Annotated in this window: 20 protein-coding genes; 11 read left to right on the top strand and 9 right to left on the bottom strand. The window is 72.8% G+C overall.

All coding sequences use genetic code 11. The features are described from left to right. Positions 1–33: 33 nt before the first annotated feature. A complete protein-coding gene (locus ACWGE1_RS04140; RefSeq protein ID WP_030385946.1) occupies positions 34–426 on the bottom strand; it encodes a CBS domain-containing protein in 393 nt (130 codons plus the stop codon). A 170-nt stretch (positions 427–596) separates the two neighbouring features. Continuing rightward, complete coding sequence (gene hisN / locus ACWGE1_RS04135; protein WP_453419003.1) at positions 597–1,409, bottom strand: histidinol-phosphatase; 813 nt, start codon at positions 1,407–1,409, stop codon at positions 597–599. 125 nt (positions 1,410–1,534) lie between these two features. Here hisN and ACWGE1_RS04130 point away from each other — a divergent pair, with 125 nt between their 5' ends. Then, positions 1,535–2,077 carry a TetR/AcrR family transcriptional regulator gene (locus ACWGE1_RS04130; RefSeq protein ID WP_453419002.1) on the top strand — a complete coding sequence of 181 codons (543 nt, stop codon included), beginning with the start codon at positions 1,535–1,537 and terminating at the stop codon, positions 2,075–2,077. Here the strand turns inward: ACWGE1_RS04130 and ACWGE1_RS04125 are convergent. From ACWGE1_RS04125 to ACWGE1_RS04110, 4 genes are all read right to left on the bottom strand, one after another. Continuing rightward, positions 2,043–2,366, bottom strand: a complete 324-nt coding sequence (locus ACWGE1_RS04125; protein WP_453419001.1) for a DMT family transporter — start codon at positions 2,364–2,366, stop codon at positions 2,043–2,045. The genes ACWGE1_RS04130 and ACWGE1_RS04125 overlap by 35 nt on opposite strands. 103 nt (positions 2,367–2,469) lie before the next feature. Further along, positions 2,470–3,480, bottom strand: coding sequence for a ribosome small subunit-dependent GTPase A (rsgA, locus tag ACWGE1_RS04120; RefSeq protein WP_453419000.1), 1,011 nt, complete (start codon positions 3,478–3,480; stop codon positions 2,470–2,472). Between the two features lie 8 nt (positions 3,481–3,488). Beyond that, positions 3,489–4,871, bottom strand: coding sequence for a 3-phosphoshikimate 1-carboxyvinyltransferase (gene aroA / locus ACWGE1_RS04115; RefSeq protein WP_453418999.1), 1,383 nt, complete (start codon positions 4,869–4,871; stop codon positions 3,489–3,491). 64 nt (positions 4,872–4,935) lie between these two features. Continuing rightward, the gene (locus ACWGE1_RS04110; RefSeq protein ID WP_453418998.1) at positions 4,936–5,649 is read right to left on the bottom strand and encodes a M50 family metallopeptidase; all 714 of its coding nucleotides are present in this window, start codon (positions 5,647–5,649) and stop codon (positions 4,936–4,938) included. A gap of 53 nt (positions 5,650–5,702) precedes the next feature. On the opposite strand from ACWGE1_RS04110, the gene ACWGE1_RS04105 reads away from it, so the two are divergent. The 9 genes from ACWGE1_RS04105 (at position 5,703) to ACWGE1_RS04065 (ending at position 14,898) form a co-directional block, all read left to right on the top strand. Next, positions 5,703–6,521: an SOS response-associated peptidase gene (locus tag ACWGE1_RS04105; RefSeq protein WP_453418997.1), complete on the top strand. Its 819-nt coding sequence runs from the start codon at positions 5,703–5,705 to the stop codon at positions 6,519–6,521. Between the two features lie 25 nt (positions 6,522–6,546). Next, complete coding sequence (locus ACWGE1_RS04100) at positions 6,547–7,197, top strand: alpha/beta hydrolase family protein (protein ID WP_453418996.1); 651 nt, start codon at positions 6,547–6,549, stop codon at positions 7,195–7,197. 288 nt (positions 7,198–7,485) lie between these two features. Next, complete coding sequence (locus tag ACWGE1_RS04095) at positions 7,486–8,130, top strand: sigma-70 family RNA polymerase sigma factor (protein WP_453419007.1); 645 nt, start codon at positions 7,486–7,488, stop codon at positions 8,128–8,130. Further along, on the top strand, positions 8,127–8,432 hold the full coding sequence (rsrA, locus tag ACWGE1_RS04090; protein WP_453418995.1) for a mycothiol system anti-sigma-R factor: 306 nt from the start codon (positions 8,127–8,129) through the stop codon (positions 8,430–8,432). The genes ACWGE1_RS04095 and rsrA overlap by 4 nt, the downstream gene beginning before the upstream one ends. Before the next feature lie 190 nt (positions 8,433–8,622). Beyond that, positions 8,623–10,125: an HD-GYP domain-containing protein gene (locus ACWGE1_RS04085; protein ID WP_453418994.1), complete on the top strand. Its 1,503-nt coding sequence runs from the start codon at positions 8,623–8,625 to the stop codon at positions 10,123–10,125. Beyond that, positions 10,122–11,381, top strand: a complete 1,260-nt coding sequence (locus tag ACWGE1_RS04080; protein ID WP_453418993.1) for an HD-GYP domain-containing protein — start codon at positions 10,122–10,124, stop codon at positions 11,379–11,381. Before ACWGE1_RS04085 ends, ACWGE1_RS04080 begins: the two co-directional genes overlap by 4 nt. A gap of 132 nt (positions 11,382–11,513) precedes the next feature. Then, positions 11,514–12,500 carry a tetratricopeptide repeat protein gene (locus ACWGE1_RS04075; protein WP_030385957.1) on the top strand — a complete coding sequence of 329 codons (987 nt, stop codon included), beginning with the start codon at positions 11,514–11,516 and terminating at the stop codon, positions 12,498–12,500. An 82-nt stretch (positions 12,501–12,582) separates the two neighbouring features. Then, positions 12,583–13,218 carry a peptide deformylase gene (gene def / locus ACWGE1_RS04070; RefSeq protein WP_453418992.1) on the top strand — a complete coding sequence of 212 codons (636 nt, stop codon included), beginning with the start codon at positions 12,583–12,585 and terminating at the stop codon, positions 13,216–13,218. A gap of 27 nt (positions 13,219–13,245) precedes the next feature. Further along, positions 13,246–14,898: a PQQ-binding-like beta-propeller repeat protein gene (locus ACWGE1_RS04065; RefSeq protein WP_453418991.1), complete on the top strand. Its 1,653-nt coding sequence runs from the start codon at positions 13,246–13,248 to the stop codon at positions 14,896–14,898. 157 nt (positions 14,899–15,055) lie between these two features. On the opposite strand, the gene ACWGE1_RS04060 is transcribed toward ACWGE1_RS04065, so the two are convergent. Continuing rightward, positions 15,056–16,021, bottom strand: coding sequence for a helix-turn-helix domain-containing protein (locus tag ACWGE1_RS04060; RefSeq protein ID WP_453418990.1), 966 nt, complete (start codon positions 16,019–16,021; stop codon positions 15,056–15,058). Positions 16,022–16,102: 81 nt separating this feature from the next. On the opposite strand from ACWGE1_RS04060, the gene ACWGE1_RS04055 reads away from it, so the two are divergent. Next, positions 16,103–16,330, top strand: coding sequence for a hypothetical protein (locus ACWGE1_RS04055; RefSeq protein WP_453418989.1), 228 nt, complete (start codon positions 16,103–16,105; stop codon positions 16,328–16,330). Positions 16,331–16,402: 72 nt separating this feature from the next. Here ACWGE1_RS04055 and ACWGE1_RS04050 read toward each other — a convergent pair whose 3' ends face one another. Together ACWGE1_RS04050 and ACWGE1_RS04045 are read right to left on the bottom strand one after the other, a co-directional pair. Beyond that, the gene (locus tag ACWGE1_RS04050; RefSeq protein ID WP_453418988.1) at positions 16,403–17,419 is read right to left on the bottom strand and encodes a ribonucleotide-diphosphate reductase subunit beta; all 1,017 of its coding nucleotides are present in this window, start codon (positions 17,417–17,419) and stop codon (positions 16,403–16,405) included. Continuing rightward, a complete protein-coding gene (locus ACWGE1_RS04045) occupies positions 17,419–19,812 on the bottom strand; it encodes a ribonucleoside-diphosphate reductase subunit alpha (protein ID WP_453418987.1) in 2,394 nt (797 codons plus the stop codon). The genes ACWGE1_RS04050 and ACWGE1_RS04045 overlap by 1 nt, the downstream gene beginning before the upstream one ends. Positions 19,813–19,939 lie beyond the last annotated feature (127 nt).

The following is a 19,939-nucleotide window of genomic DNA, read 5'->3' as shown; positions in this document are numbered from 1 at the left end:
GCCCTCCTCGGAGGACTGCGGCCCGGCGTCGTTTCACGCGGGGACCGTGCGCCGCGCCGGTACCCAGCAGCGGATGACGTCGCGCACGGACACGATGCCGACCGGTCCGCCGTGCTCCAGCACGATCAGGTGCCGGAAGCCGCCGTGGGCCATCGCCTCGGCGGCTTCCTGCACAGTGGCCTCCGGCGTGCAGAACACGACGTTGTTGGTGGTGTGCGCGCCCACGGACTCCCGGTCGGGATCGTGGCCCGCGCCGATCGAGTTGAGGATGTCGCGCTCGGTCAGGATGCCGATTCCGCTGTGGTCGGGGTCGAGGACGACGGCCGCGCCGACGCGCCGGCCGGACATCAGGCAGGCCGCCTGCCGGAGGGTGTGTGCGGGTCCGAGGGTGAGGATCACGGTGCTCATTGCGTCGCGGACGAGCATGAAGAGAGCCACCTCCTGGGGTGTGTCCCCCCGCTCGGGTGGGTGCGCGGAGAAGCCGCCTCCTAGAGAAACGCTTCACAAGCGCACAAGCGTGGGGAGTATCAGATTCCCACGGGCACGGAGGGCCGACAAGGAGGCGCGGGGCGGAGCGTGGGAGGCGCTCGGGAGCCTCAGGCGCGCGGGCGCAGCAGGCTCAGCATCTCCTCGTGGAGCAGTCCGTTCGACGCCGCGGCGTTCCCGCCGTGCACCCCGTCCACCCCGTCGAGGCCGGTGAAGCGGCCGCCCGCCTCCTGGACCACCACCGCGATGGCCGCCATGTCCCACAGGTTGAGCTCCGGCTCCGCGCACAGGTCCAGCGAGCCCTCCGCGACCATCATGTACGGCCAGAAGTCCCCGTAGCCGCGGGTGCGCCAGCACGCGCGGGTCAGGTCCAGGAAGCCGGGGAGCCGGCCCTGCTCCTCCCAGCCGCTCAGCGAGGAGTACGCGAACGAGGCGTCGCCCAGCCCGCCCACCTGCGAGACGCGGATCGCCGTGGGCTCCGCGGTCCCGCCGAGCGCGCCGCCCGCGTACGCGCCCCCGCCCTGCGCCGCCCACCAGCGGCGGCCCAGCGCCGGCGCGGACACCACGCCGACCACCGGCCGGAAGACGCCGTCGGCGTCCTCGGCCATCAGGGAGATCAGGGTCGCCCAGACCGGGACCCCGCGCACATAGTTCTTCGTGCCGTCGATCGGGTCCACCACCCAGCGGCGCGGACCGCTGCCCTTGAGCCCGTACTCCTCGCCCAGGATGGCGTCGTCCGGCCGGGCGGCCGCGATGCCGGCCCGGATGATCTCCTCGGCGGCCCTGTCCGCCTCGCTCACCGGGGTCATGTCCGGCTTCGTCTCGACCTGCAGGTCGAGGGCGCGGAACCGCTCCATCGTGGCGGCGTCCGCCGCGTCGGCGAGATCGAGGGCAAGGCGCAGGTCATCGTCATACTCGGGCATGCCCGAACAGTATCGAGACTCCCGGACCCCGACCAACGCAGTCCACAGTGCGGCCCGAACGCGCCCTTGACAGCATCTGGCGACCCGTCAACTCTGGCGGGGGAGAGCCGAACGGGGAGGCGCGGATGCCGGCAGCCCGGGAGTCCTTGCTGGAGGCGGCACTGGCGGCGCTCTCGGCGCGCCCCTGGCCGGACGTGCGGATGGTCGACGTGGCCGCCGCCGCCGGGGTGTCCCGCCAGACCCTCTACAACGAGTTCGGCGGCAAGGCGGGCCTGGGCCGCGCCCTGGTCCGCCGCGAGGCCGACCGCTACCTCGACGGGGTGGACCGGGCCCTGTCCGCCCCGGCCCAGGCCGCCGAGCGGCTCGCCGCCGTCGCGGAGTGGACCGTACGGGCGGCCCGCGCCCAGCCCCTCGTACGAGCCCTGCTCACCGGCAGCTGGGATGCGGGCCTGCCCGCGGCGGGCGGCCGCACGCCCGGGCCCGGCGAGCTGGCCCGGGCCGTCCGGGACCGGGCGGCCGCCGCGCTGACGCCGGGGGAGGGGCCGCAGCGCTGCGAACTCGCCGTACGCCTCGCCCTCTCCTACGTGGTCGCCCCGGGGGAGGAGCCGGGTCCGGGGGAGCTGCGCAGGCTGCTCAGTGTGCCGATCCGGACAGCTGGAGCCCGATGATGCCGAGGATGACCAGCGAGATCGAGACGAGTTTGAGGGTGGAGACCAGGTCGCCGAGGAAGACCATGCCGTAGATCGCCGTACCGGCCGCGCCGATGCCCGTCCACACCGCGTACGCCGGTCCCACGTCCAGTTTCTTGAGCGCCAGGGTCAGCAGACCGAAGCTGCCGAGCGCGAAGCAGGCGAAGGCGACGGTCGGCCACAGCCGGGTGAATCCGTGGGAGAGCTTGAGGCAGACCGCGAAACCGGTCTCCAGGAGTCCCGCGACCACGACCAGCAGCCACGCCATGTCGAATGCCTCCCCGCGTCACGTGACATCACGTCACTTGGTGCGATTATGCATTTATCCAGACAGGGCCCTCGGCAAACGCGGCCGAACCACAGCCGGACGGTCAGTCGCCCTCGCGCCGCTCGCGCGTCTCCAGCAGCCGCCGCAGCGAATACAGCCGCGCCGGGTCCGCGTGGCCGTCCTCCACCCACTTGTCGAGCGCGCAGTCCTGCTCGTCGTGGCTGCACGCGCGCGGGCACTCCTCGGTACCCGGCACCAGGTCCGGGAAGGCGAGGATCACCCGGGACGGGTCCACGTGGTGCAGGCCGAAGGAGCGCACGCCCGGGGTGTCGATGACCCAGCCGTCGCCGCTCGGCAGCGGCAGCGCGAGCGCGGAGGTGGTGGTGTGCCGACCGCGGCCGGTCACCGCGTTGACGTGGCCGGTGGCGCGCTGGCGGCCCTCGGCGACCAGCGAGTTCACCAGGGTGGTCTTGCCGACGCCCGAGTGTCCGACGAAGGCGGTGATGCGGCCGTCGAGCCGCTCGCGCACCCGGTCGGCCGCGTCGCCCGTGGCCAGCTCCTCGCGGTTGGTCACCACGTAGTTCACGCCGAGCGTCGAGTAGATCTCCAGGATCTTGTCCGCGGAGGTCAGGTCGGACTTGGTGAGCACCAGCAGCGGCTCCAGCCCGGCGTCGTACGCCGCGACCAGGCAGCGGTCGATCATCCGGGGCCGCGGCTCCGGGTCGGCCAGGGCCGTGACGATGGCCAGCTGGTCGGCGTTGGCGACGACCACGCGCTCGTACGGATCGTCGTCGTCGGCGGTGCGCCGCAGGACGGACCTGCGCTCCTCGATCCGCACGATGCGGGCCAGGGTGTCCTTCTTGCCGGACAGGTCACCGACGATCCAGACGCGGTCGCCGACCACCGCCGCCTTGCGGCCCAGCTCGCGGGCCTTCATCGCGTGCACCGTGCGGTTCTCGACCAGGCAGGTCAGCCGGCCGCGGTCCACGGTGAGGACGAAGCCCTCGGCCGCGTCCTCGTGCTTGGGGCGGATGCTGGTCCGAGGCCGGTTGCCCTTGGGGTTCGGGCGCTGGCGGATGTCGTCCTCGTCGGTGTGCTTGCCGTACCTGCGCATGACGGGCCCTACGCTCCCGCACCCGTTCCGGAGGTCCCGGAGCCACCGGCGTCCCCGGCGAGCATGTCCGTCCACATCTTCGGGAAGTCCGGCAGGGTCTTCGCGGTCGTCGCCACGTTCTCGATCTGCACGCCCTCCACCGCCAGGCCGATCACCGCACCCGCGGTGGCCATCCGGTGGTCGTCGTACGTGTGGAAGGTGCCGCCGTGCATCCGGCGCGGCCGGATGCGCAGGCCGTCGGCGGTCTCGGTGACATCGCCGCCGAGCGCGTTGATCTCCTTGGTCAGGGCGGCCAGCCGGTCCGTCTCGTGCAGCCGCAGGTGCGCGACACCGCGCAGCACCGACTCGGAGTCGGCCAGGGCCGCCACCGCCGCGATGCCCGGGGTGAGCTCGCCGACCTCGCTCAGGTCCACGTCGATGCCGTGGATCTTGCCGGTGCCGGTGAAGACCAGGCCGGCGTCGGTCAGCTCGCAGGAGCCGCCCATCTCGGTGAAGATCCGGCGCAGCGCGTCACCGGGCTGCGTGGTGCGGCTCGGCCAGTCCGGGACGGTGACCGTGCCGCCGGTGATCAGGGCCGCGGCCAGGAAGGGCTGCGCGTTGGAGAGGTCCGGCTCCACGACCATGTCGCGGCCCAGCAGCGCGCCGGGGGCGACCCGCCACACGTCCTTCTCGCCGCCGGCCTCGGGGGTGTCGACCTGGGCGCCGGCCGCGCGCAGCATCTCCACCGTCATCCGGATGTGCGGCATCGACGGCAGGTTGCCGCCCACGTGCCGGACCTCGACGCCCTGGTTGAAGCGCGGGGCGGAGAGCAGCAGCGCGGAGACGAACTGCGAGGAGTTGCTGGCGTCGATCTCGACCGTGCCGCCCTCCAGGGCCCCGCCGCCCAGGACGGTCATGGGCAGCGCGCCCCGGCCGTCGTCGTCGATCCGGGCCCCGAGGGTGCGCAGCGCCGTGATGACCTGGCCGAGCGGGCGCTCGTAGGAGCGCGGGTCGCCGTCGAAGCGGATGTCGCCGTCGGCGAGGGTGGCCAGGGGCGGCAGGAAGCGCATGACCGTGCCCGCGTTGCCGACGTCCACGGTCGTCGGGCCGTGCAGGGCCGCCGGGATGATCCGCCATGCCTCGCCGCCGACTGCGCCGTTGGTGGCACGGGCGGAACTGGAGGAGACGGTCTCCTCGATGCCGACGCCCATCGCGCGCAGGGCGTCGGACATCAGCTGGGAGTCCCGCGAGCGCAGCGGGCGGCGCACCCAGCCGGGCTCGGCCGCCAGCGCGGCGAGCACCAGGGCCCGGTTGGTGACCGATTTGGATCCCGGCACCGTGACGGTGGCGTGGACGGTCCCATCGGCGAGCGGAGCGGGCCAGAGGGCAGGGAGCGCGGGGGTCTCGGTCATGGCCACCACTTTAGTGGCTTCCCCCGATGCCAGATCTTGATCCCGGTTCCGTCTCAGGGAGCGGTCACAGGTCGAGCAGCCAGCGGGCGCCGCCGATCAGCGAGCACAGGGCGACGACGTGGAAGAAGAGCAGCCACACCACCGGGTGCAGGTGGGTGAGGCGGCCGAGCTGGTCGGCGTCGGAATCCGGTGCTCCGCCGTGCCGGCGCTTGGCCCCCAGCTCGAAGACCGGCCGGACCCCGCCGAGCAGCAGGAACCACACCACCAGGTACGCGAAGCCGGCCTGCACCTCGGCCGGGGTCAGCCAGGAGACCAGCAGGAAGGTTCCGCCGGTCAGCACGACCGTCAGCGCCCCGTACGCGTTGCGGATCATCACCAGCATCGCCAGCAGCAGGGCGGTGGCCGCCCACAGCAGCAGCGTGATCCGGTGCGCCGACAGCAGCGCCGCGCCGCCCAGCCCGAGCAGCGAGGGCGCCGTGTACCCGCCCGCGGCGGTCAGGATCATCCCGAGCCCGGTCGGCCTGCCCCGGCTGACGGTGACGCCGCTGGTGTCGGAGTGCAGCCGTATCCCGCTGAGGCGGCGCCCGGTCAGCAGGGCCAGCAGGCCGTGCCCGCCCTCGTGCGCGATGGTGACGGCGTTGCGCGACAGGCGCCACAGCGGGCGGGGCCCCACCGCGGCCAGCGCGACCACCCCCGTCACGATCACCAGCCACAGGTCGGGCGCGGCCTGTATGCCCGTGAGCCGGTCCCACAGACCGGCCGTCGTGCTGCTGTCCATAAGGTGGCGGACTCCTTGCGGTGGTGAGGGGGCGACATGGCAGTGTGACAGCCATGTGCGGACGGTATGCGGCGGGTCGTGGGCCCGAGGAACTGGTGGCGGCCTTCGGCATCGAGAGGTGGGAGCCGGAGGAGGCCCTGGCCCCCGACTGGAACGTGGCGCCGACGAAAGAGGTCCATGTGATCCTCGACCGTCCCCTCAAAGACGCCTCGCACTCCCGTCCGGTTCGCCAGCTGCGCGTCCTGAAATGGGGGCTGGTCCCCTCCTGGGCCCAGAACCCCGACGGCGCCGCCCGGATGATCAACGCCCGGTCGGAGACCCTGCACGAGAAGCCGTCCTTCCGCAGGCCCTTCGCGCAGCGCCGCTGCATCGTCCCCGCCGACGGCTACTACGAGTGGGTCACCGCCCACGACGAGCGCCAGCTGGAGGTGGAGGGGAAGAAGAAGCGGGCCCGCAAGCAGCCCTACTTCGTGCTCCCTTCCGACGGCTCCGTCTTCGCCATGGCCGGCATATACGAGTTCTGGCGCGACCGGACCCTGCCCGACGAGCACCCGCTCGCCTGGTGGGTCACCTGCTCGGTGATCACCACGGAGGCCGAGACCGGTCCGCTGGGCGTGGCCCCCGCCGAGGGACCGCGCTCGCTCTCCGACATCCATCCGCGGATGCCGCTGATGCTGCCCCCGGACCGCTGGGACGCCTGGCTGGACCCCGCGAACACCGACACCGAAGGCTCCCTGCGGGAGCTGCTGGCACCGCCGCCCGGCGGGCTGATGCGGGCCTACCCGGTGTCCACCGCCGTGAGCAGCGTGCGCAACAACGGGCCGGAGCTGCTGACCGAGCTCGCCGCGCCGGAGGAGGGCACCCTCTTCTGAGCGGGCGGGGCGGCACGATGGGGGCATGACCACGCGTACCGAGAGTGTCGACACCCCGGCGGGAGAGGCCCGCATCACCTGGCACGAGGCACCGGAGCCGAAGCTCGTGCTCGCCGTGAGCCACGGCGCCGGCGGCGGTATCGAGGCCCGGGACCTGCGGGCGCTGGCCGCGGCCCTGCCCGCCCGCGGGATCACGGTGGCCCTGGTCGAACAGCCCTGGCGGGTCGCCGGGAAGAAGGTCGCTGCCGCACCCAAGGTGCTGGACGAGGGGTGGCGCGGGCTGTGGCCGGCGCTCGCCGGGCCCGGACTGCCGGTGGTCGCGGGCGGGCGCAGCGCCGGGGCCCGGGTGGCCTGCCGGACCGCCGCCGAGCTGGGCGCCGCCGGGGTGCTGGCGCTGGCCTTCCCGCTGCACCCGCCGGGCCGCCCCGAGAAGTCCCGCGCCGGGGAGCTCACCGGGGCCGGCCGGCCCACCCTCGTGGTCCAGGGCGGCCGGGACCCCTTCGGGCGGCCCGAGGAGTTCCCGCCGCCGGGCGGGCCGGACCCGTACGAGCTCGTGGAGGTCGCGTACGGGGACCACGGCTTCGCGGTGCCGAAGAAGGCGGACACCACCCAGGAGGAGGCGCTCTCGACGATCACCGCAGCGGTGGGGGAGTGGCTCGCCCGGCTCCCCGTGTGAGCGAGGCCGGCCCGGCCCGTGGACGGACCGAAAACCCGCCGGGTGCCCGGGAATGCGCCGCACGCCCCTTCTGTTGTCTCGGATGTCGGAACGTACGGGAACTCGTCGGAGGAGAGGGAGCGCATGACCCAGGTCATCAGCCAGAACCGTCGGCAGGCCGCTGACCTGGACTGGACCGTGCTGCCCGCGCCCAAGCGCAGCTCGCTTCGGGCGGCGGACGGCCGGGAAGGTCGACTATTCTCCGATTCGAGCGGATCCGCTTTCGGAGCCGCCACGCTGTCGGAGGAGGTGGGTCCTGTCGCTGGGACCGACGAAGGCCACGCGGAGGAGACGACCCTGGAGCGCAATGCGCGCTTCGAACGGGACGCCCTCGGCTACCTCGACCAGATGTACTCGGCCGCGCTGCGCATGACGCGCAATCCGGCCGACGCCGAGGACCTGGTCCAGGAGACGTACGCGAAGGCGTACGCGTCCTTCCACCAGTTCCGCGAGGGCACCAACCTGAAGGCGTGGCTGTACCGCATTCTGACCAACACCTTCATCAACTCCTACCGCAAGAAGCAGCGCGAGCCCCAGCGCAGCGCCGCGGAGGAGATCGAGGACTGGCAGCTGGCGCGCGCCGAGTCGCACATGTCGACCGGACTGCGTTCCGCCGAGTCGCAGGCGCTCGACCACCTGCCCGATTCGGATGTGAAGGAAGCCCTGCAGGCCATTCCGGAGGAGTTCCGCATCGCGGTCTACCTTGCCGACGTAGAGGGCTTTGCGTACAAGGAGATCGCGGACATCATGGGTACACCCATCGGTACGGTCATGTCGCGACTGCACCGTGGCCGCCGTCAACTCCGCGGAATGCTGGAGGACTATGCCCGTGAGCGCGGGCTGGTTCCCGCGGGCGCGGGGGAGTCGAACGACCGGAAAGGCACGGGCTCATGAGTTGCGGAGAGCCGCACGAGACAGAGTGCTCGGAGGTCCTGGATCACCTGTACGAGTTCCTCGACCAGGAGATGCCGGACAGTGACTGCACGAAGTTCGAGACGCACTTCGGCGAGTGCAATCCCTGCCTGGAGAAGTACGGCCTGGAACAGGCCGTGAAGAAGCTGGTGAAGCGTTGCTGCGGGTCGGACGACGTGCCGACCGACCTGCGGTCGAAGGTGATGGGCCGGATCGAGCTGATCAGGTCCGGTCAGGCAGTGCCCGACCACGATGTCACCGCCGACAACCCGGCTACCGGCTGACCACTCGACAAAGCGTTCAACATCCGCCCCCGGAAGGGCACTTCGTTCACCCGAATGTGCTAATCCGGGGGCGTCCGCATGGCCCAATGCGGAAATGTGGCCCACCTCGCTCCGGGCCCCACCTATTCTCCCCAATCGGTGCCGGTTCGATTTCGGTACCCGGTGTCACGGCACAGGGGAGGAGAGCGCCATGCGGACACTTCCGCCGGTGGCGCGCGGATACATCCTGTGCGCCGTCCTCGCGGCCGTCGCGTGCGTCACCCCGGCCCTCACCGATTCCGGTACGCCCTGGACCTCCGTGACCGTGCTCGCCGTGCTCCACCTCGGCTGCGAACTCGTCCGGGTCTGCCCGCTGCTCGGCAGCCGGGTGCCCGAGGGCATCGGCTCCTTCTTCCCGGTGGTGCTCGCCGCCGTCTTCCTGCTGCCGCCCGCCGCCGCCGCGCTCGTGGCGCTGCCCGGGGGCTTCGCCGGGACCGTCGTCCACCCGCCCGTCCCGGTGCGCCGCGTGTGGCACGGCGCGCAGCAGGCGACAGCCGCCTGGGCCGCGGGGCAGGCGTACGGACTGCTGCACGGCCCGGCCGCCCCGGGCGGCGGGCCCGCCACCGGGGGCGGGCCGCCCGCAGGGACGGCCGACTTCCCCCACCTGCTGCTTCCCGCGATCGCCGCGGCCGTCGTCTTCTGCCTGGTGCTCACCGCCCTCGACGGGGGCGTCCTGGCCGCCGCCGAACGCCGGCCCGCCGCCACCGCCTGGCGCGCGGCGCTGCCCCGCTCCCTCGCCCCGCACTGCGTCCACGGCCTCGCCGGCCTGATGATGGCCGTCATGTGGCGCAGCCCGTACGGGCTCCCGGCGGCGCTGCTGGTCCTGCTGCCGATGTACATCTCCTGCTGGGTCTTCGCCCAGTACCACCGCGAACACGCCGCCCACCGGGCCACCATCCGCGCCCTCGTCCAGGCCGTCGACATCAAGGACCGCTACACGCGCGGCCACAGCGAACGGGTCGGCCAGGCCTCCGCGATGATCGCCCGCGAGCTGGGCATGACCGAGGACCGGCTGGAGACGGTGCGCATCGCGGGGATCCTGCACGACGTCGGCAAACTCGGCGTCCCCACCCGGCTGCTGCGCAAGGACGGGCCGCTCACCCCGCAGGAGCGCCGGATCATCGAGCTGCACCCCGAGTACGGCCACGAGATGGTGCGCGGCATCGGCTTCCTCGGGGAGGCCCGGTCCGCGATCCTGCACCACCACGAGCGGGTCGACGGCTCCGGCTATCCGTACGGGCTGACCGGCGAGCAGATCCCGGTGCTGGCCCGGGTGGTGGCCGTGGCCGACGCCTTCGACGCGATGACCTCGACCCGCTCCTACAGCCGGGCCCGGCCGGTGCCGGTCGCCCTCGCGGAGCTGGAACGGTGCGCGGGGGCGCAGTTCGACCCGTCGATGGTGCGGGCGCTGGTCGACGCGATCGGCCGGACCGGCTGGCACCCGGTGGTGACCTCCGACGAGGACCTCCAGGTGATCCCGGCGGGTACGGCCGCGCCGGGTCCGGGGCCGGACCCCGCGGCCCTGGCCGGGCTGCCGGACCGGGGCTCCCGTCCCCTCGCACCCGTCCCGCCGCCACCGGGCAGGGTCCCCGCCGTCCCCGGCCCGGCCGGCGGGTCCGCCCCGGACGCCGACGGCACCGGGGCGGGCGGATGAGCGCCCCGGCCGTGTGGACGGTGCGGGGGGCCGCGGCCGCGCTCACCGTCGCCGGCCTCGGCCACACCCTGTGGAACGGCGTCGCCGAGCCGGGCGCCGCCCTGGCCTTCGGCACCCTGATCGCCGTCGGCGAGCTCGCCCGCCGGGACCGCCCGGGCCCCCTCGACCGCCGGCCCGCCCCGCTCGGCTCCGCCGGCGCCCTCGCCTACGCCCTGCTGGGCCAGAGCGCCGGGCTGCCCACCCACCACGGGGTGCTCCAGATCGTCGCGGTCGCCGTCGCCGCCGCCCTCGCCGGGATCGTCCCGCACATCGCCCGCGGCCGCGGCCCCGCCCTCGACCACCTGTCCCGCCGGGTCCTCACCGTCGCCTTCGCCGCCGCCTGTTTCCAGCCGCTCTACAACTCGGGCCGACTGGAGCAGTGGGTGGGCCAGGGCCCCTACCTCGTCCTCTTCCTGCTCCTCCTCCTGGGCCTCACCGCCCTGTGCGACGCCGTGCTCGCCGCCGCACTGGCCGGGGCCCGGACGGGCTGGCCGTACGGTCCCCTGCTGCGCGACGAGCTGCGCGCCCAGCTCGGCATCGGCTCGGCGATCTGTGCCACCGGGGTGGTGATGGCGCTCGGCGCGGCCGTCGCGGGCCTGTGGGCCCTGCCCGTCTTCAGCGTGCCCCTGCTGCTGACCCAGCTGTCCTTCCACCGGATCACCGCGATCCGCACCACCTACCGCCAGACCATCACCTCGCTGGCCCGCGCCACCGAGATCGCCGGCTGCACCCGGCCGGGCCACGCCCGCCGGGTGGCCGCCCTGAGCTGTGCCGTCGGCCGGGAGCTGGGCCTGTCGGAGCGGGAGCTCACGGTGCTGGAGTACGCCGCGCTGATGCACGACATCGGGCAGCTCTCCCTCGTCGACCCGGTCCCGGACGGGGCCACCGCCGGGCTGCCGGACGCGCAGGCCCGCCGGATCGCCGAGCTGGGCGGGGAGGTCGCCCGGCAGACCGGGGTGCCCGCCGAGGTCGCCGTGGTGGTGGAGCGGCAGGCGGATCCGTACCGGGAGCAGCCCACATCCGCCCGGATCGTGCGTACGGTGAATGCGTACGACGATCTGGTCGGCGGGAGTCGTCACCCGGGCGGCTCACTGGCCGCCCTGGAGCGGCTCCGCCTGGGCACCGGGCATGATTACCAGCCGGAGGTCGTGGAGTGCCTGGCAAGGGTTCTGGCCAGGGGTGGACGTGACAGAGTTGTTCCCGTCCCACCTGGGTAACCCATGGGTAATGAGCGGCCGTCCGAGTGGGCATGGTTGGATGCCAGTAAGAGGGACCGTAGGAGTGTCCGCAAGGCTGCACCGTTCTCCCCCAGCCACCGGCTGGGAGGTGCCCCCAGGCAGGCGGGAATCGTGAGGATCTTCGGGAAGGTACGGCATCGGCCCTCCGCCTCGTGGCGGCAGGCCACCGACCGCGCGTTCACGCTGATCGGCGACGGGCGGTACGAGGACGCGGGCGCGCTCCTGACCAGAGCCGCGGACCTGGAGCCCTGGCTGTCCGAGTCCTGGTTCAATCTGGCGCTGCTGCACAAGTTCCGGCACGACTGGGAGCAGGCGCGGGCCGCCGGGCTGCGCGCCGTGGCCCTGCTGGACCGGGAGACCGGCGCCCCGGACTGGTGGAACGTGGGGATCGCCGCCACCGCGCTGCAGGACTGGCCGCTGGCCCGGCGGGCCTGGCAGGCGTACGGGCTGAAGGTGCCCGGGGACGCGGCCGGGGCGGGCGAGCCGGTCGGGATGGAGCTCGGGAGCGCCGCCGTGCGGCTCTCGCCCGAGGGCGAGGCCGAGGTGGTCTGGGGCCGCAGGCTGGACCCGGCCCGGCTGGAGGTCCTCTCGATCCCGCTGCCCTCCTCGGGGCGGCGCTGGGGCGAGGTCGTGCTCCACGACGGCGTCCCGCACGGCGAGCGGGTGACCGCGGCGGGGCCCTCGTACCCCGTGTTCGACGAGATCGAGCTGTGGGCGCCGTCCCCCGTGCCGACCTGGGTGGTGCTGCTGGAGGCGGCCACCGAGGCGGACCGTGACGCGCTGGAGCAGCTGGCCTCCGACGCCGGGTTCGCCGCCGAGGACTGGTCCTCGTCGGTGCGGCTGCTGTGCCGGACCTGCTCGGAGAGCGAGATGCCGAGCGACGAGGGCGACGGCGAGCACCTCGATCCCCACGACCACAGCGAGCCGGGGCATCCCGGACCGCTGGGGCACCGTACGGCCGGCTCCGGCTCCCTGTGGGTGCCCGAGCGCGAATGCGGGATCGCGGCGCCGGCCGGTCTGGTGCGCGGACTGCTCGACGGCTGGGTCGCCGACAGCCCGGGCACCCGCGAGTGGCGGGATCTCGAAGAAGTCTGCTGACCCGGGGCCGTAGGCTGTACCGGCACATCGGTGGCCACCACGGCCATCGGTGACCGGGACTTACGGAAGGCGTACGGCGGACATGGCGCAGCAGGAGAACGAGGTTGTCGAGGTCGTGAACGACGGGTACGTCGTGGACACGGAGGACTGTGCGGAGCGCGAGCTCGCCCACCGTGAGCGCGGCACCGCCCGCCCGATCACCGTCGTCGGCAACCCGGTCCTGCACCGGGAGTGCAAGGACGTCACCGAATTCGGCGACGAGCTGGCGCAGCTGATCGACGACATGTTCGCCAGCCAGAAGGCCGCCGAGGGCGTGGGCCTGGCCGCGAACCAGATCGGCGTGGACGCCAAGGTCTTCGTCTACGACTGCCCGGACGACGACGGCAAGCGCCACACCGGTGTGGTGGTCAACCCGAAGCTGATCGAGCTGCCGGCCGGCGCGCGGGTGCTGGACGACTCGAACGAGGGCTGCCTGTCGGTCCCGACGGCGTACGCCGCGCTGGCCCGCCCGGACTACGCCGAGGTCGAGGGCCAGGACGCGCAGGGCAACCCGATCAAGGTGCGCGGCACCGGCTACTTCGCCCGCTGCCTGCAGCACGAGACGGACCACCTGTACGGCTACCTCTACATCGACCGCCTCTCGAAGCGGGACCGCAAGGACGCCCTGCGCCAGATGGAGGAGGGCACTCCCCGCTACGAGACTGTCCCCAACGCCTAGGGGGCGGAACCCGGGGGGAAGAACCGTATGACCCGTGAGGCCCCCGGGATTCCCGGGCCGACCGTGGGGCGCGTGCTCGGCGGCGGGCCGTTCTCCGAGATCGGGGAGCCCGCCGTGGCCGTCGCCGACGACCGCTCGGGGCTGCTCGCGGTCGGCGGCGACGTGGGGTCGGCCCAGTGGACCGGCGGGACCTGGTACAGCGGGTGGAGCGGCCACAGCATCGGCGTGTACGAGCGGGACGGCCTGCGCTGCCGGTACGTGCTGCGTTCCGGCAAGCCCGTGCACTCGCTCGCCTTCCACCCCGTCCTGCCCCTGCTGGCCGTGGGCACCGGACGCTACGACGGCGGCTGCTTCTTCGAGGGTGAGCTGCTGCTGGTCCATCTGGACACCGGCGACGTCGTGTCCGCCCTGGAGTACGAGCGGGAGGTCCTCGACCTCGCGTGGCGCGGCGCGGACGCACTGCGCCTGGTGCTGAGCCCGTCCGAGGACTGGGAGGGTCCGGTCGCACACGAGCAGGGGCACACGGCCGTCGTCCGTCGTGCGGACTGGGCCGCGGTCGGGGCGGGGGGCGTCCTCGGCGAGGAGCTGGACGTGCCCGTGGCGCCGTACGACCGGCCGGACCGCGGCCCGGAGGCCCGCCGCCTGTTGACGGAGCTGGCGCGGGCGGCCGGGCGGGAGTGGTCCCTGCGCCGGCGGGTGTGGGCGGTCGAAGGACTGGCGGACGGCCGGGTGCTGGCCGCGCTGGACGGGGTCCTCGCGGAGTCCTGGCTGCCGTCCGGGGAACGGCAATGGGCGGTCGGGGACGAGGAGGGCGGCCGCCAGCTGGTGATGTCCGGCGACGCGGCGTCCGTGTGGGCCAACGCCGAGCGGATCCGGCGTCACGTTCCCCCCGGCTGGAAGCCGGGCGGGGCCCGGGTCGCCCGGATCGAGGTCGACACCGGTCGGGTGGTCGGGACTGTGCGGCCTGACGGGTACGCGGTCCTGGTGCCGGGCGGCGGGCGGCAGATGGTCCTGTGGCCGGTGGGGGAGCCGAGCGCGGGACGCGAGCGGCTGTCGATGCTCGAACTGGACGGCATCACCGACGGACCGGCCGCCGGAGGACCGGCCGCCGACGGGCACCAGGGGCCCGGGGCGGGGGGCTTCGCCCTGTTCAACCATCCGTTCCCGGTGCGCCGTCCGAGCCGCCCCTACCTCCTGGTGAGCGCCCGTACGGAGTGGTCCCAGCGGGACCTGTGGGTCAGCGCGGTGGACGAGGACGGCACGCCGCGTCCGCTCTTCCCGCACGGCCGGCCGCCGGAGGAGCAGCACTTCGGCGGTCCGGCGGTGGAGATCGGGGAGTCCCTGGTGTACGCCGGGTCCGTCCACGAGCCGCACGGGCGCAGGCCGGGCAGCTGCTTCGTCGTACGGCGTTCCCTGGACGGTGCGGTGTTGTGGGAGCACCGCGGCGACCACCGCGCGACGGCCCTGGACTCGGACGGGGCGAGCGTCTACGCGGCGGACGGCTCCGGGGCCCTGACCGTCCTGGACGCCGAGACGGGCGCGGTGCGCCACCGGATCACCCTCGCCGTCGACGGGGTCCCGACCTGCGCGCTGTCCCTCGCGGTGACGCCGCAGGGGCGGTTGCTGGTCGGGACGGTCGACGGCCGCATCGTGGAGTACCGGTGGGACGACACGGCCTAGTGCTGTGACCGGCAAGGTTCACCGCGTCGCGGCCCCCGGCACGGCCCCTCGCCGCGTTGTCGGACCTTGCTGGTACGTCCAGTACGAGCCGCGGCCCTCCGCCTTGCGACGCACCGCACCGGACGCCGCGACCCGGCAAACCTTTCCGGCCACAGCACTAGGCGGCCTGCGGGCCCCGGAAGGTGCGCCGGAAGGAGTTCGGCGTGGTGCCCAGGGTCCGCAGGAAGTGGTGGCGCAGGGCGGCCGCGTTGCCGAAGCCGGAGCGGCCGGCGATCGCGTCGACCGTGTCGTCGGTGGACTCCAGCAACTCCTGCGCCAGCAGGACCCGCTGGCGCAGCACCCACTTGTACGGGGTGGTGCCGGTCTCCTGGAGGAAGCGGCGGGCGAAGGTCCGCGGCGACATGTGCGCGCGCTCCGCGAGCTGCTCCACGGTGATCTCGTCCTCCAGGTGGCGGGCCATCCACTCGATCACCTCGCCCACCGTGTCGCAGGCGGTGCGGGGCAGCGGCCGCTGGATGTACTGGGCCTGCCCGCCGTCCCGGTGGGGCGGTACCACCATCCTGCGCGCGATGATGTTGGCCACCTCGGCGCCGTGCTCCTGGCGGACCACGTGCAGGCAGGCGTCGATGCCCGAAGCCGTGCCGGCGGCGGTGATCACCGAGCCCTCGTCCACGTAGAGGACGTCCGGGTCGACGAAGGCCCGCGGGAAGCGGCGGGCCAGGGCCGCGGAGTGCATCCAGTGAGTGGTGCACCGGCGGCCGTCGAGCAGCCCGGCGGCGCCGAGGACGTAGGCCCCGCTGCACACGCTCAGGACCCGCGCACCCCGGTCCACGGCCCGGCGCAGGGCCGCCAGCAGGGGCTCGGGGTAGACGCGTACGCCGGCGTCACCGGCGGCGGGCAGGCAGATGAGGTCGGCCTCCTCCAGCCGCTCCAGCCCGTGCGCGGGGGTGATCCCGAAGGCGCCCCCGCCCACGGTCAGCGGCCCTTCCTCCGCCGCGCACACGGCGAAGTCGTACACCGGTACGCCCATCTCACTGCGATCGATTCCGAACACCTCGCAGAAGATCCCCAGCTCGAAGGGGGCGACTCCGTCGACGAGGGCCACGGCCACGTTGGTCAGCATGAGAGCAGTGTGGCAGTAATTCGGTCTTCCATGACAGTCCTGCCACTGTCGATCATGGGCGATCAGGCGGACAGTAGAGGTATGACCACTTTCGTGAGTTACCTCGTCGTCATCGCCTTCGCCGCCCTGCTGATCGGGCCCGGCCTGTACGGGATCCTGCACGACCGGCGCATCGACCGGCAGCTGCGGGCCGTCGCGACCCGGCTGGTGTGGCTCCCCCGCCAGCGCGCGGGCGGCCTCCCGCCCACCCCGCGGCGGCGGGCCCTGCGGCCCTCCGTCCGGCGGCACTGGGGCCCCATCGCCCACTGAACACCGGGGAACGCGAGAAGCCGGGACACGGAAACTCCGCATCCCGGCTCCCCGGTCGGACCGCACGAGGTCTCAGAAGTCCTCGTCCAGGTCGACCGTGCCCTCGACCGCGACCTGGTAGGCCGACGGACGGCGCTCGAAGAAGTTCGTCAGCTCCTGGACGCCCTGCAGCTCCATGAAGGAGAACGGGTTCTGCGAGCCGTACACCGGCGGGAAGCCCAGACGGACCAGACGCTGGTCCGCGACGCACTCCAGGTACTCGCGCATCGACTCGGTGTTCATGCCCGGCAGGCCGTCGCCGCACAGGTCGCGGCCGAACTGCAGCTCCGCCTCCACGGCCTCCTTCAGCATGTCGGTGACCTGCTGCTGGAGGGCGTCGTCGAAGAGCTCCGGCTCCTCCTTGCGGACCGTGTCCACGACCTCGAACGCGAAGTTCATGTGCATGGTTTCGTCGCGGAACACCCAGTTGGTGCCGGTCGCCAGGCCGTGCAGCAGGCCGCGCGAGCGGAACCAGTAGACGTACGCGAAGGCGCCGTAGAAGAACAGGCCCTCGATGCACGCGGCGAAGCAGATCAGGTTCAGCAGGAAGCGGCGGCGGTCGGCGGCCGTCTCCAGGCGCTCGATCTTCTCGACCGAGTCCATCCACTTGAAGCAGAACTGCGCCTTCTCGCGGATGGAGGGGATCTCCTCGACCGCGTCGAAGGCGGCCGCACGGTCGTCCGGGTCGGGCAGGTAGGTGTCGAGCAGCGTCAGATAGAACTGGACGTGCACGGCCTCCTCGAACAGCTGGCGCGACAGGTACAGGCGCGCCTCCGGGGAGTTGATGTGCTTGTAGAGCGTCAGCACCAGGTTGTTCGAGACGATCGAGTCACCCGTCGCGAAGAACGCGACCAGGCGGCCGATCATGTGCTGCTCGGAGGGCGTCAGCTTCGCCAGGTCGGCGACGTCCGAGTGGAGGTCGACCTCCTCGACGGTCCAGGTGTTCTTGATCGCGTCCCGGTAGCGCTCGTAGAAGTCCGGGTAGCGCATCGGGCGGAGCGTGAGCTCGAAGCCCGGGTCCAGGAGGTTCTTGGTGTCGTTGGAGCTCATTACTGGCAGGCCTCGCAGGACTCGGGGTTCTCAAGGGAGCAGGCGAGCGCTTCCGCGGCCGCGGCGTCGGCGGCGGCGTCGGCCAGCGGGAGCGCTGCGGGAGCGGCCGCCTGCGCGGCGCGGGCGATCTTCGTCGCCGGGCGCGAACGCAGGTAGTACGTGGTCTTCAGGCCCTGCTTCCAGGCGTACGCGTACATCGAGCTGAGCTTGCCGATGGTGGGCGTCTCCAGGAACAGGTTCAGCGACTGCGACTGGTCCAGGAACGGCGTACGGGCCGCCGCCATGTCGATCAGACCGCGCTGCGGGATCTCCCACGCCGTGCGGTACAGCTCGCGGACCTCGGCCGGGATCCAGCCGAAGCCCTGGACCGAGCCGGAGGAGTCGCGCAGCGCCTCACGGGTCTGGGCGTCCCACACGCCGAGCTGCTTCAGCTCCTCCACCAGGTAGCCGTTCACCTGGAGGAACTCACCGCTGAGGGTCTCGCGCTTGAAGAGGTTGGAGACCTGCGGCTCGATGCACTCGTACACGCCGGCGATCGAGGCGATCGTGGCCGTCGGGGCGATGGCCAGGAGCAGGGAGTTGCGCATGCCGGTCTCGGCGACACGGGCGCGCAGCGCCTCCCAGCGCTCCGGCCAGTTCAGCTCCACGTCGTAGTGGTCCGGGTGCAGGACACCGCGGGCGGTGCGGGTCTGCTCCCAGGCCGGCAGCGGGCCGCTGCGCTCGGCGAGGTCGCACGAGGCCTCGTAGGCGGCCAGCATGATGCGCTCGGAGAGCTTGGTGGACAGGGCCTTCGCCTCGGGGGAGTCGAAGGGCAGCTTCAGCTTGAAGAAGACGTCCTGGAGGCCCATCGCGCCCAGGCCCACCGGGCGCCAGCGGGCGTTGGAACGGCCGGCCTGCTCGGTCGGGTAGAAGTTGATGTCCACCACGCGGTCGAGGAAGGTCACGGCGGTGCGGACGGTCTCGTCCATCCGCTCCCAGTCGATGTCGCCGTCCACGACGAAGGCGCCCAGGTTGACCGAACCGAGGTTGCAGACGGCGGTCTCGCCGTCGTTGGTGACCTCGATGATCTCGGTGCACAGGTTCGAGGAGTGCACGACGGTGCCCGGCTCGGCCGTCTGGTTCGCCGTGCGGTTGGAGGCGTCCTTGAAGGTCATCCAGCCCTGGCCGGTCTGCGCGAGGGTGCGCATCATCCGGCCGTACAGGTCGCGGGCGGGCATGGTCTTGCGGGCCAGGCCCTCCGCCTCGGCCTTGCGGTAGGCGGCGTCGAACTCGTCGCCCCACAGGTCGACCAGCTCGGGCACGTCGGCCGGGGAGAACAGCGACCAGTCGGCGTCGGCGTTCACGCGGCGCATGAACTCGTCCGGCACCCAGTGGGCGAGGTTCAGGTTGTGCGTACGGCGCTGGTCCTCACCGGTGTTGTCGCGGAGCTCCAGGAACTCCTCGATGTCCGCGTGCCAGGTCTCCAGGTAGACGGCGGCGGCACCCTTGCGGCGGCCGCCCTGGTTCACGGCGGCGACGGACGCGTCGAGGGTCTTCAGGAACGGCACGATGCCGTTGGAGTGGCCGTTGGTGCCGCGGATCAGCGAACCGCGGGCGCGGATGCGGGAGTACGAGAGGCCGATGCCGCCGGCGTGCTTGGAGAGCCGGGCGACCTGGTGGTAGCGGTCGTAGATCGAGTCGAGCTCGTCCAGCGGGGAGTCCAGCAGGTAGCAGGAGGACATCTGCGGGTGCCGGGTGCCGGAGTTGAAGAGCGTGGGGGAGGACGGCAGGTAGTCCAGACGGCTCATCAGCCGGTACAGCGAGGCCACTTCCTCCACGGCCTGGACGCTGTCGTCCGCGGCCAGGCCGCAGGCCACGCGCAGCATGAAGTACTGCGGGGTCTCGATGACCTGACGGGTGATCGGGTGGCGCAGCAGGTAGCGGCTGTGCAGGGTGCGCAGGCCGAAGAAGCCGAAGCGGTCGTCGGCGCCCTCGGCGAGCGTGAGCTCGACGAGCGAGTCCAGGCGGGCCGCGTGGGTGCGGACGAACTCGGCCGTGCGGTCGGCGATGAGGCCCTCGCGGTGACCGACCTCGACGGAGGCCGAGAAGGAGGTGGAGCCCTGGCTCGCGGCCTCGTCGCGCACGGCCAGCGTCAGCAGGCGGGCGGCGAGCCGGGAGTAGGCCGGGTCCTCGGAGATCAGACCGGCGGCGGCCTCCGTGGCCAGCCCGCGCAGTTCGGCGTCGTCGGCGGCGGAGCTGCGGCCGCGCAGCGCGGAGGCCGCGACCCGGCCGGGGTCGGTGTCGGGGAGGTCCGCCGTAAGTTCGGTGAGGGTACGCAGCAGCGTGGCCCCCGGGCCCTCGGTGTTGTCGCCAGAAGTGGACTCGGCGCGCGGTGCGGAAGGCGCGATGGTCACGGCGGGAGCTCTCCCTCGCTCGGCCCGGTCATCGGCGGGGCGGGGCGCGAGCGGGCGCATGCGGGCGCGACGAGAACGCGTACCCCCGCATGGCGTCCACCGGCCCAACCGCGAGGCCCGGACGAAT

Source organism: Streptomyces sp. NPDC054932, from assembly GCF_053610205.1.
This window is presented reverse-complemented; position numbering and strand designations above follow the sequence as displayed.

What these genes read in the sequence shown, in the direction of transcription:
- rsrA (WP_453418995.1), top strand. Translation starts at nt 8,127, where the DNA reads ATGAGTTGCGGAGAGCCGCACGAGACAGAGTGCTCGGAGGTCCTGGAT.
- ACWGE1_RS04140 (WP_030385946.1), bottom strand. Translation starts at nt 426, where the DNA reads ATGCTCGTCCGCGACGCAATGAGCACCGTGATCCTCACCCTCGGACCC.
- ACWGE1_RS04125 (WP_453419001.1), bottom strand. Translation starts at nt 2,366, where the DNA reads ATGGCGTGGCTGCTGGTCGTGGTCGCGGGACTCCTGGAGACCGGTTTC.
- aroA (WP_453418999.1), bottom strand. Translation starts at nt 4,871, where the DNA reads ATGACCGAGACCCCCGCGCTCCCTGCCCTCTGGCCCGCTCCGCTCGCC.
- ACWGE1_RS04110 (WP_453418998.1), bottom strand. Translation starts at nt 5,649, where the DNA reads ATGGACAGCAGCACGACGGCCGGTCTGTGGGACCGGCTCACGGGCATA.
- ACWGE1_RS04055 (WP_453418989.1), top strand. Translation starts at nt 16,103, where the DNA reads ATGACCACTTTCGTGAGTTACCTCGTCGTCATCGCCTTCGCCGCCCTG.
- rsgA (WP_453419000.1), bottom strand. Translation starts at nt 3,480, where the DNA reads ATGCGCAGGTACGGCAAGCACACCGACGAGGACGACATCCGCCAGCGC.
- def (WP_453418992.1), top strand. Translation starts at nt 12,583, where the DNA reads ATGGCGCAGCAGGAGAACGAGGTTGTCGAGGTCGTGAACGACGGGTAC.
- ACWGE1_RS04130 (WP_453419002.1), top strand. Translation starts at nt 1,535, where the DNA reads ATGCCGGCAGCCCGGGAGTCCTTGCTGGAGGCGGCACTGGCGGCGCTC.
- ACWGE1_RS04085 (WP_453418994.1), top strand. Translation starts at nt 8,623, where the DNA reads ATGCGGACACTTCCGCCGGTGGCGCGCGGATACATCCTGTGCGCCGTC.
- hisN (WP_453419003.1), bottom strand. Translation starts at nt 1,409, where the DNA reads ATGCCCGAGTATGACGATGACCTGCGCCTTGCCCTCGATCTCGCCGAC.
- ACWGE1_RS04100 (WP_453418996.1), top strand. Translation starts at nt 6,547, where the DNA reads ATGACCACGCGTACCGAGAGTGTCGACACCCCGGCGGGAGAGGCCCGC.
- ACWGE1_RS04050 (WP_453418988.1), bottom strand. Translation starts at nt 17,419, where the DNA reads ATGAGCTCCAACGACACCAAGAACCTCCTGGACCCGGGCTTCGAGCTC.
- ACWGE1_RS04060 (WP_453418990.1), bottom strand. Translation starts at nt 16,021, where the DNA reads ATGCTGACCAACGTGGCCGTGGCCCTCGTCGACGGAGTCGCCCCCTTC.
- ACWGE1_RS04065 (WP_453418991.1), top strand. Translation starts at nt 13,246, where the DNA reads ATGACCCGTGAGGCCCCCGGGATTCCCGGGCCGACCGTGGGGCGCGTG.
- ACWGE1_RS04080 (WP_453418993.1), top strand. Translation starts at nt 10,122, where the DNA reads ATGAGCGCCCCGGCCGTGTGGACGGTGCGGGGGGCCGCGGCCGCGCTC.
- ACWGE1_RS04105 (WP_453418997.1), top strand. Translation starts at nt 5,703, where the DNA reads ATGTGCGGACGGTATGCGGCGGGTCGTGGGCCCGAGGAACTGGTGGCG.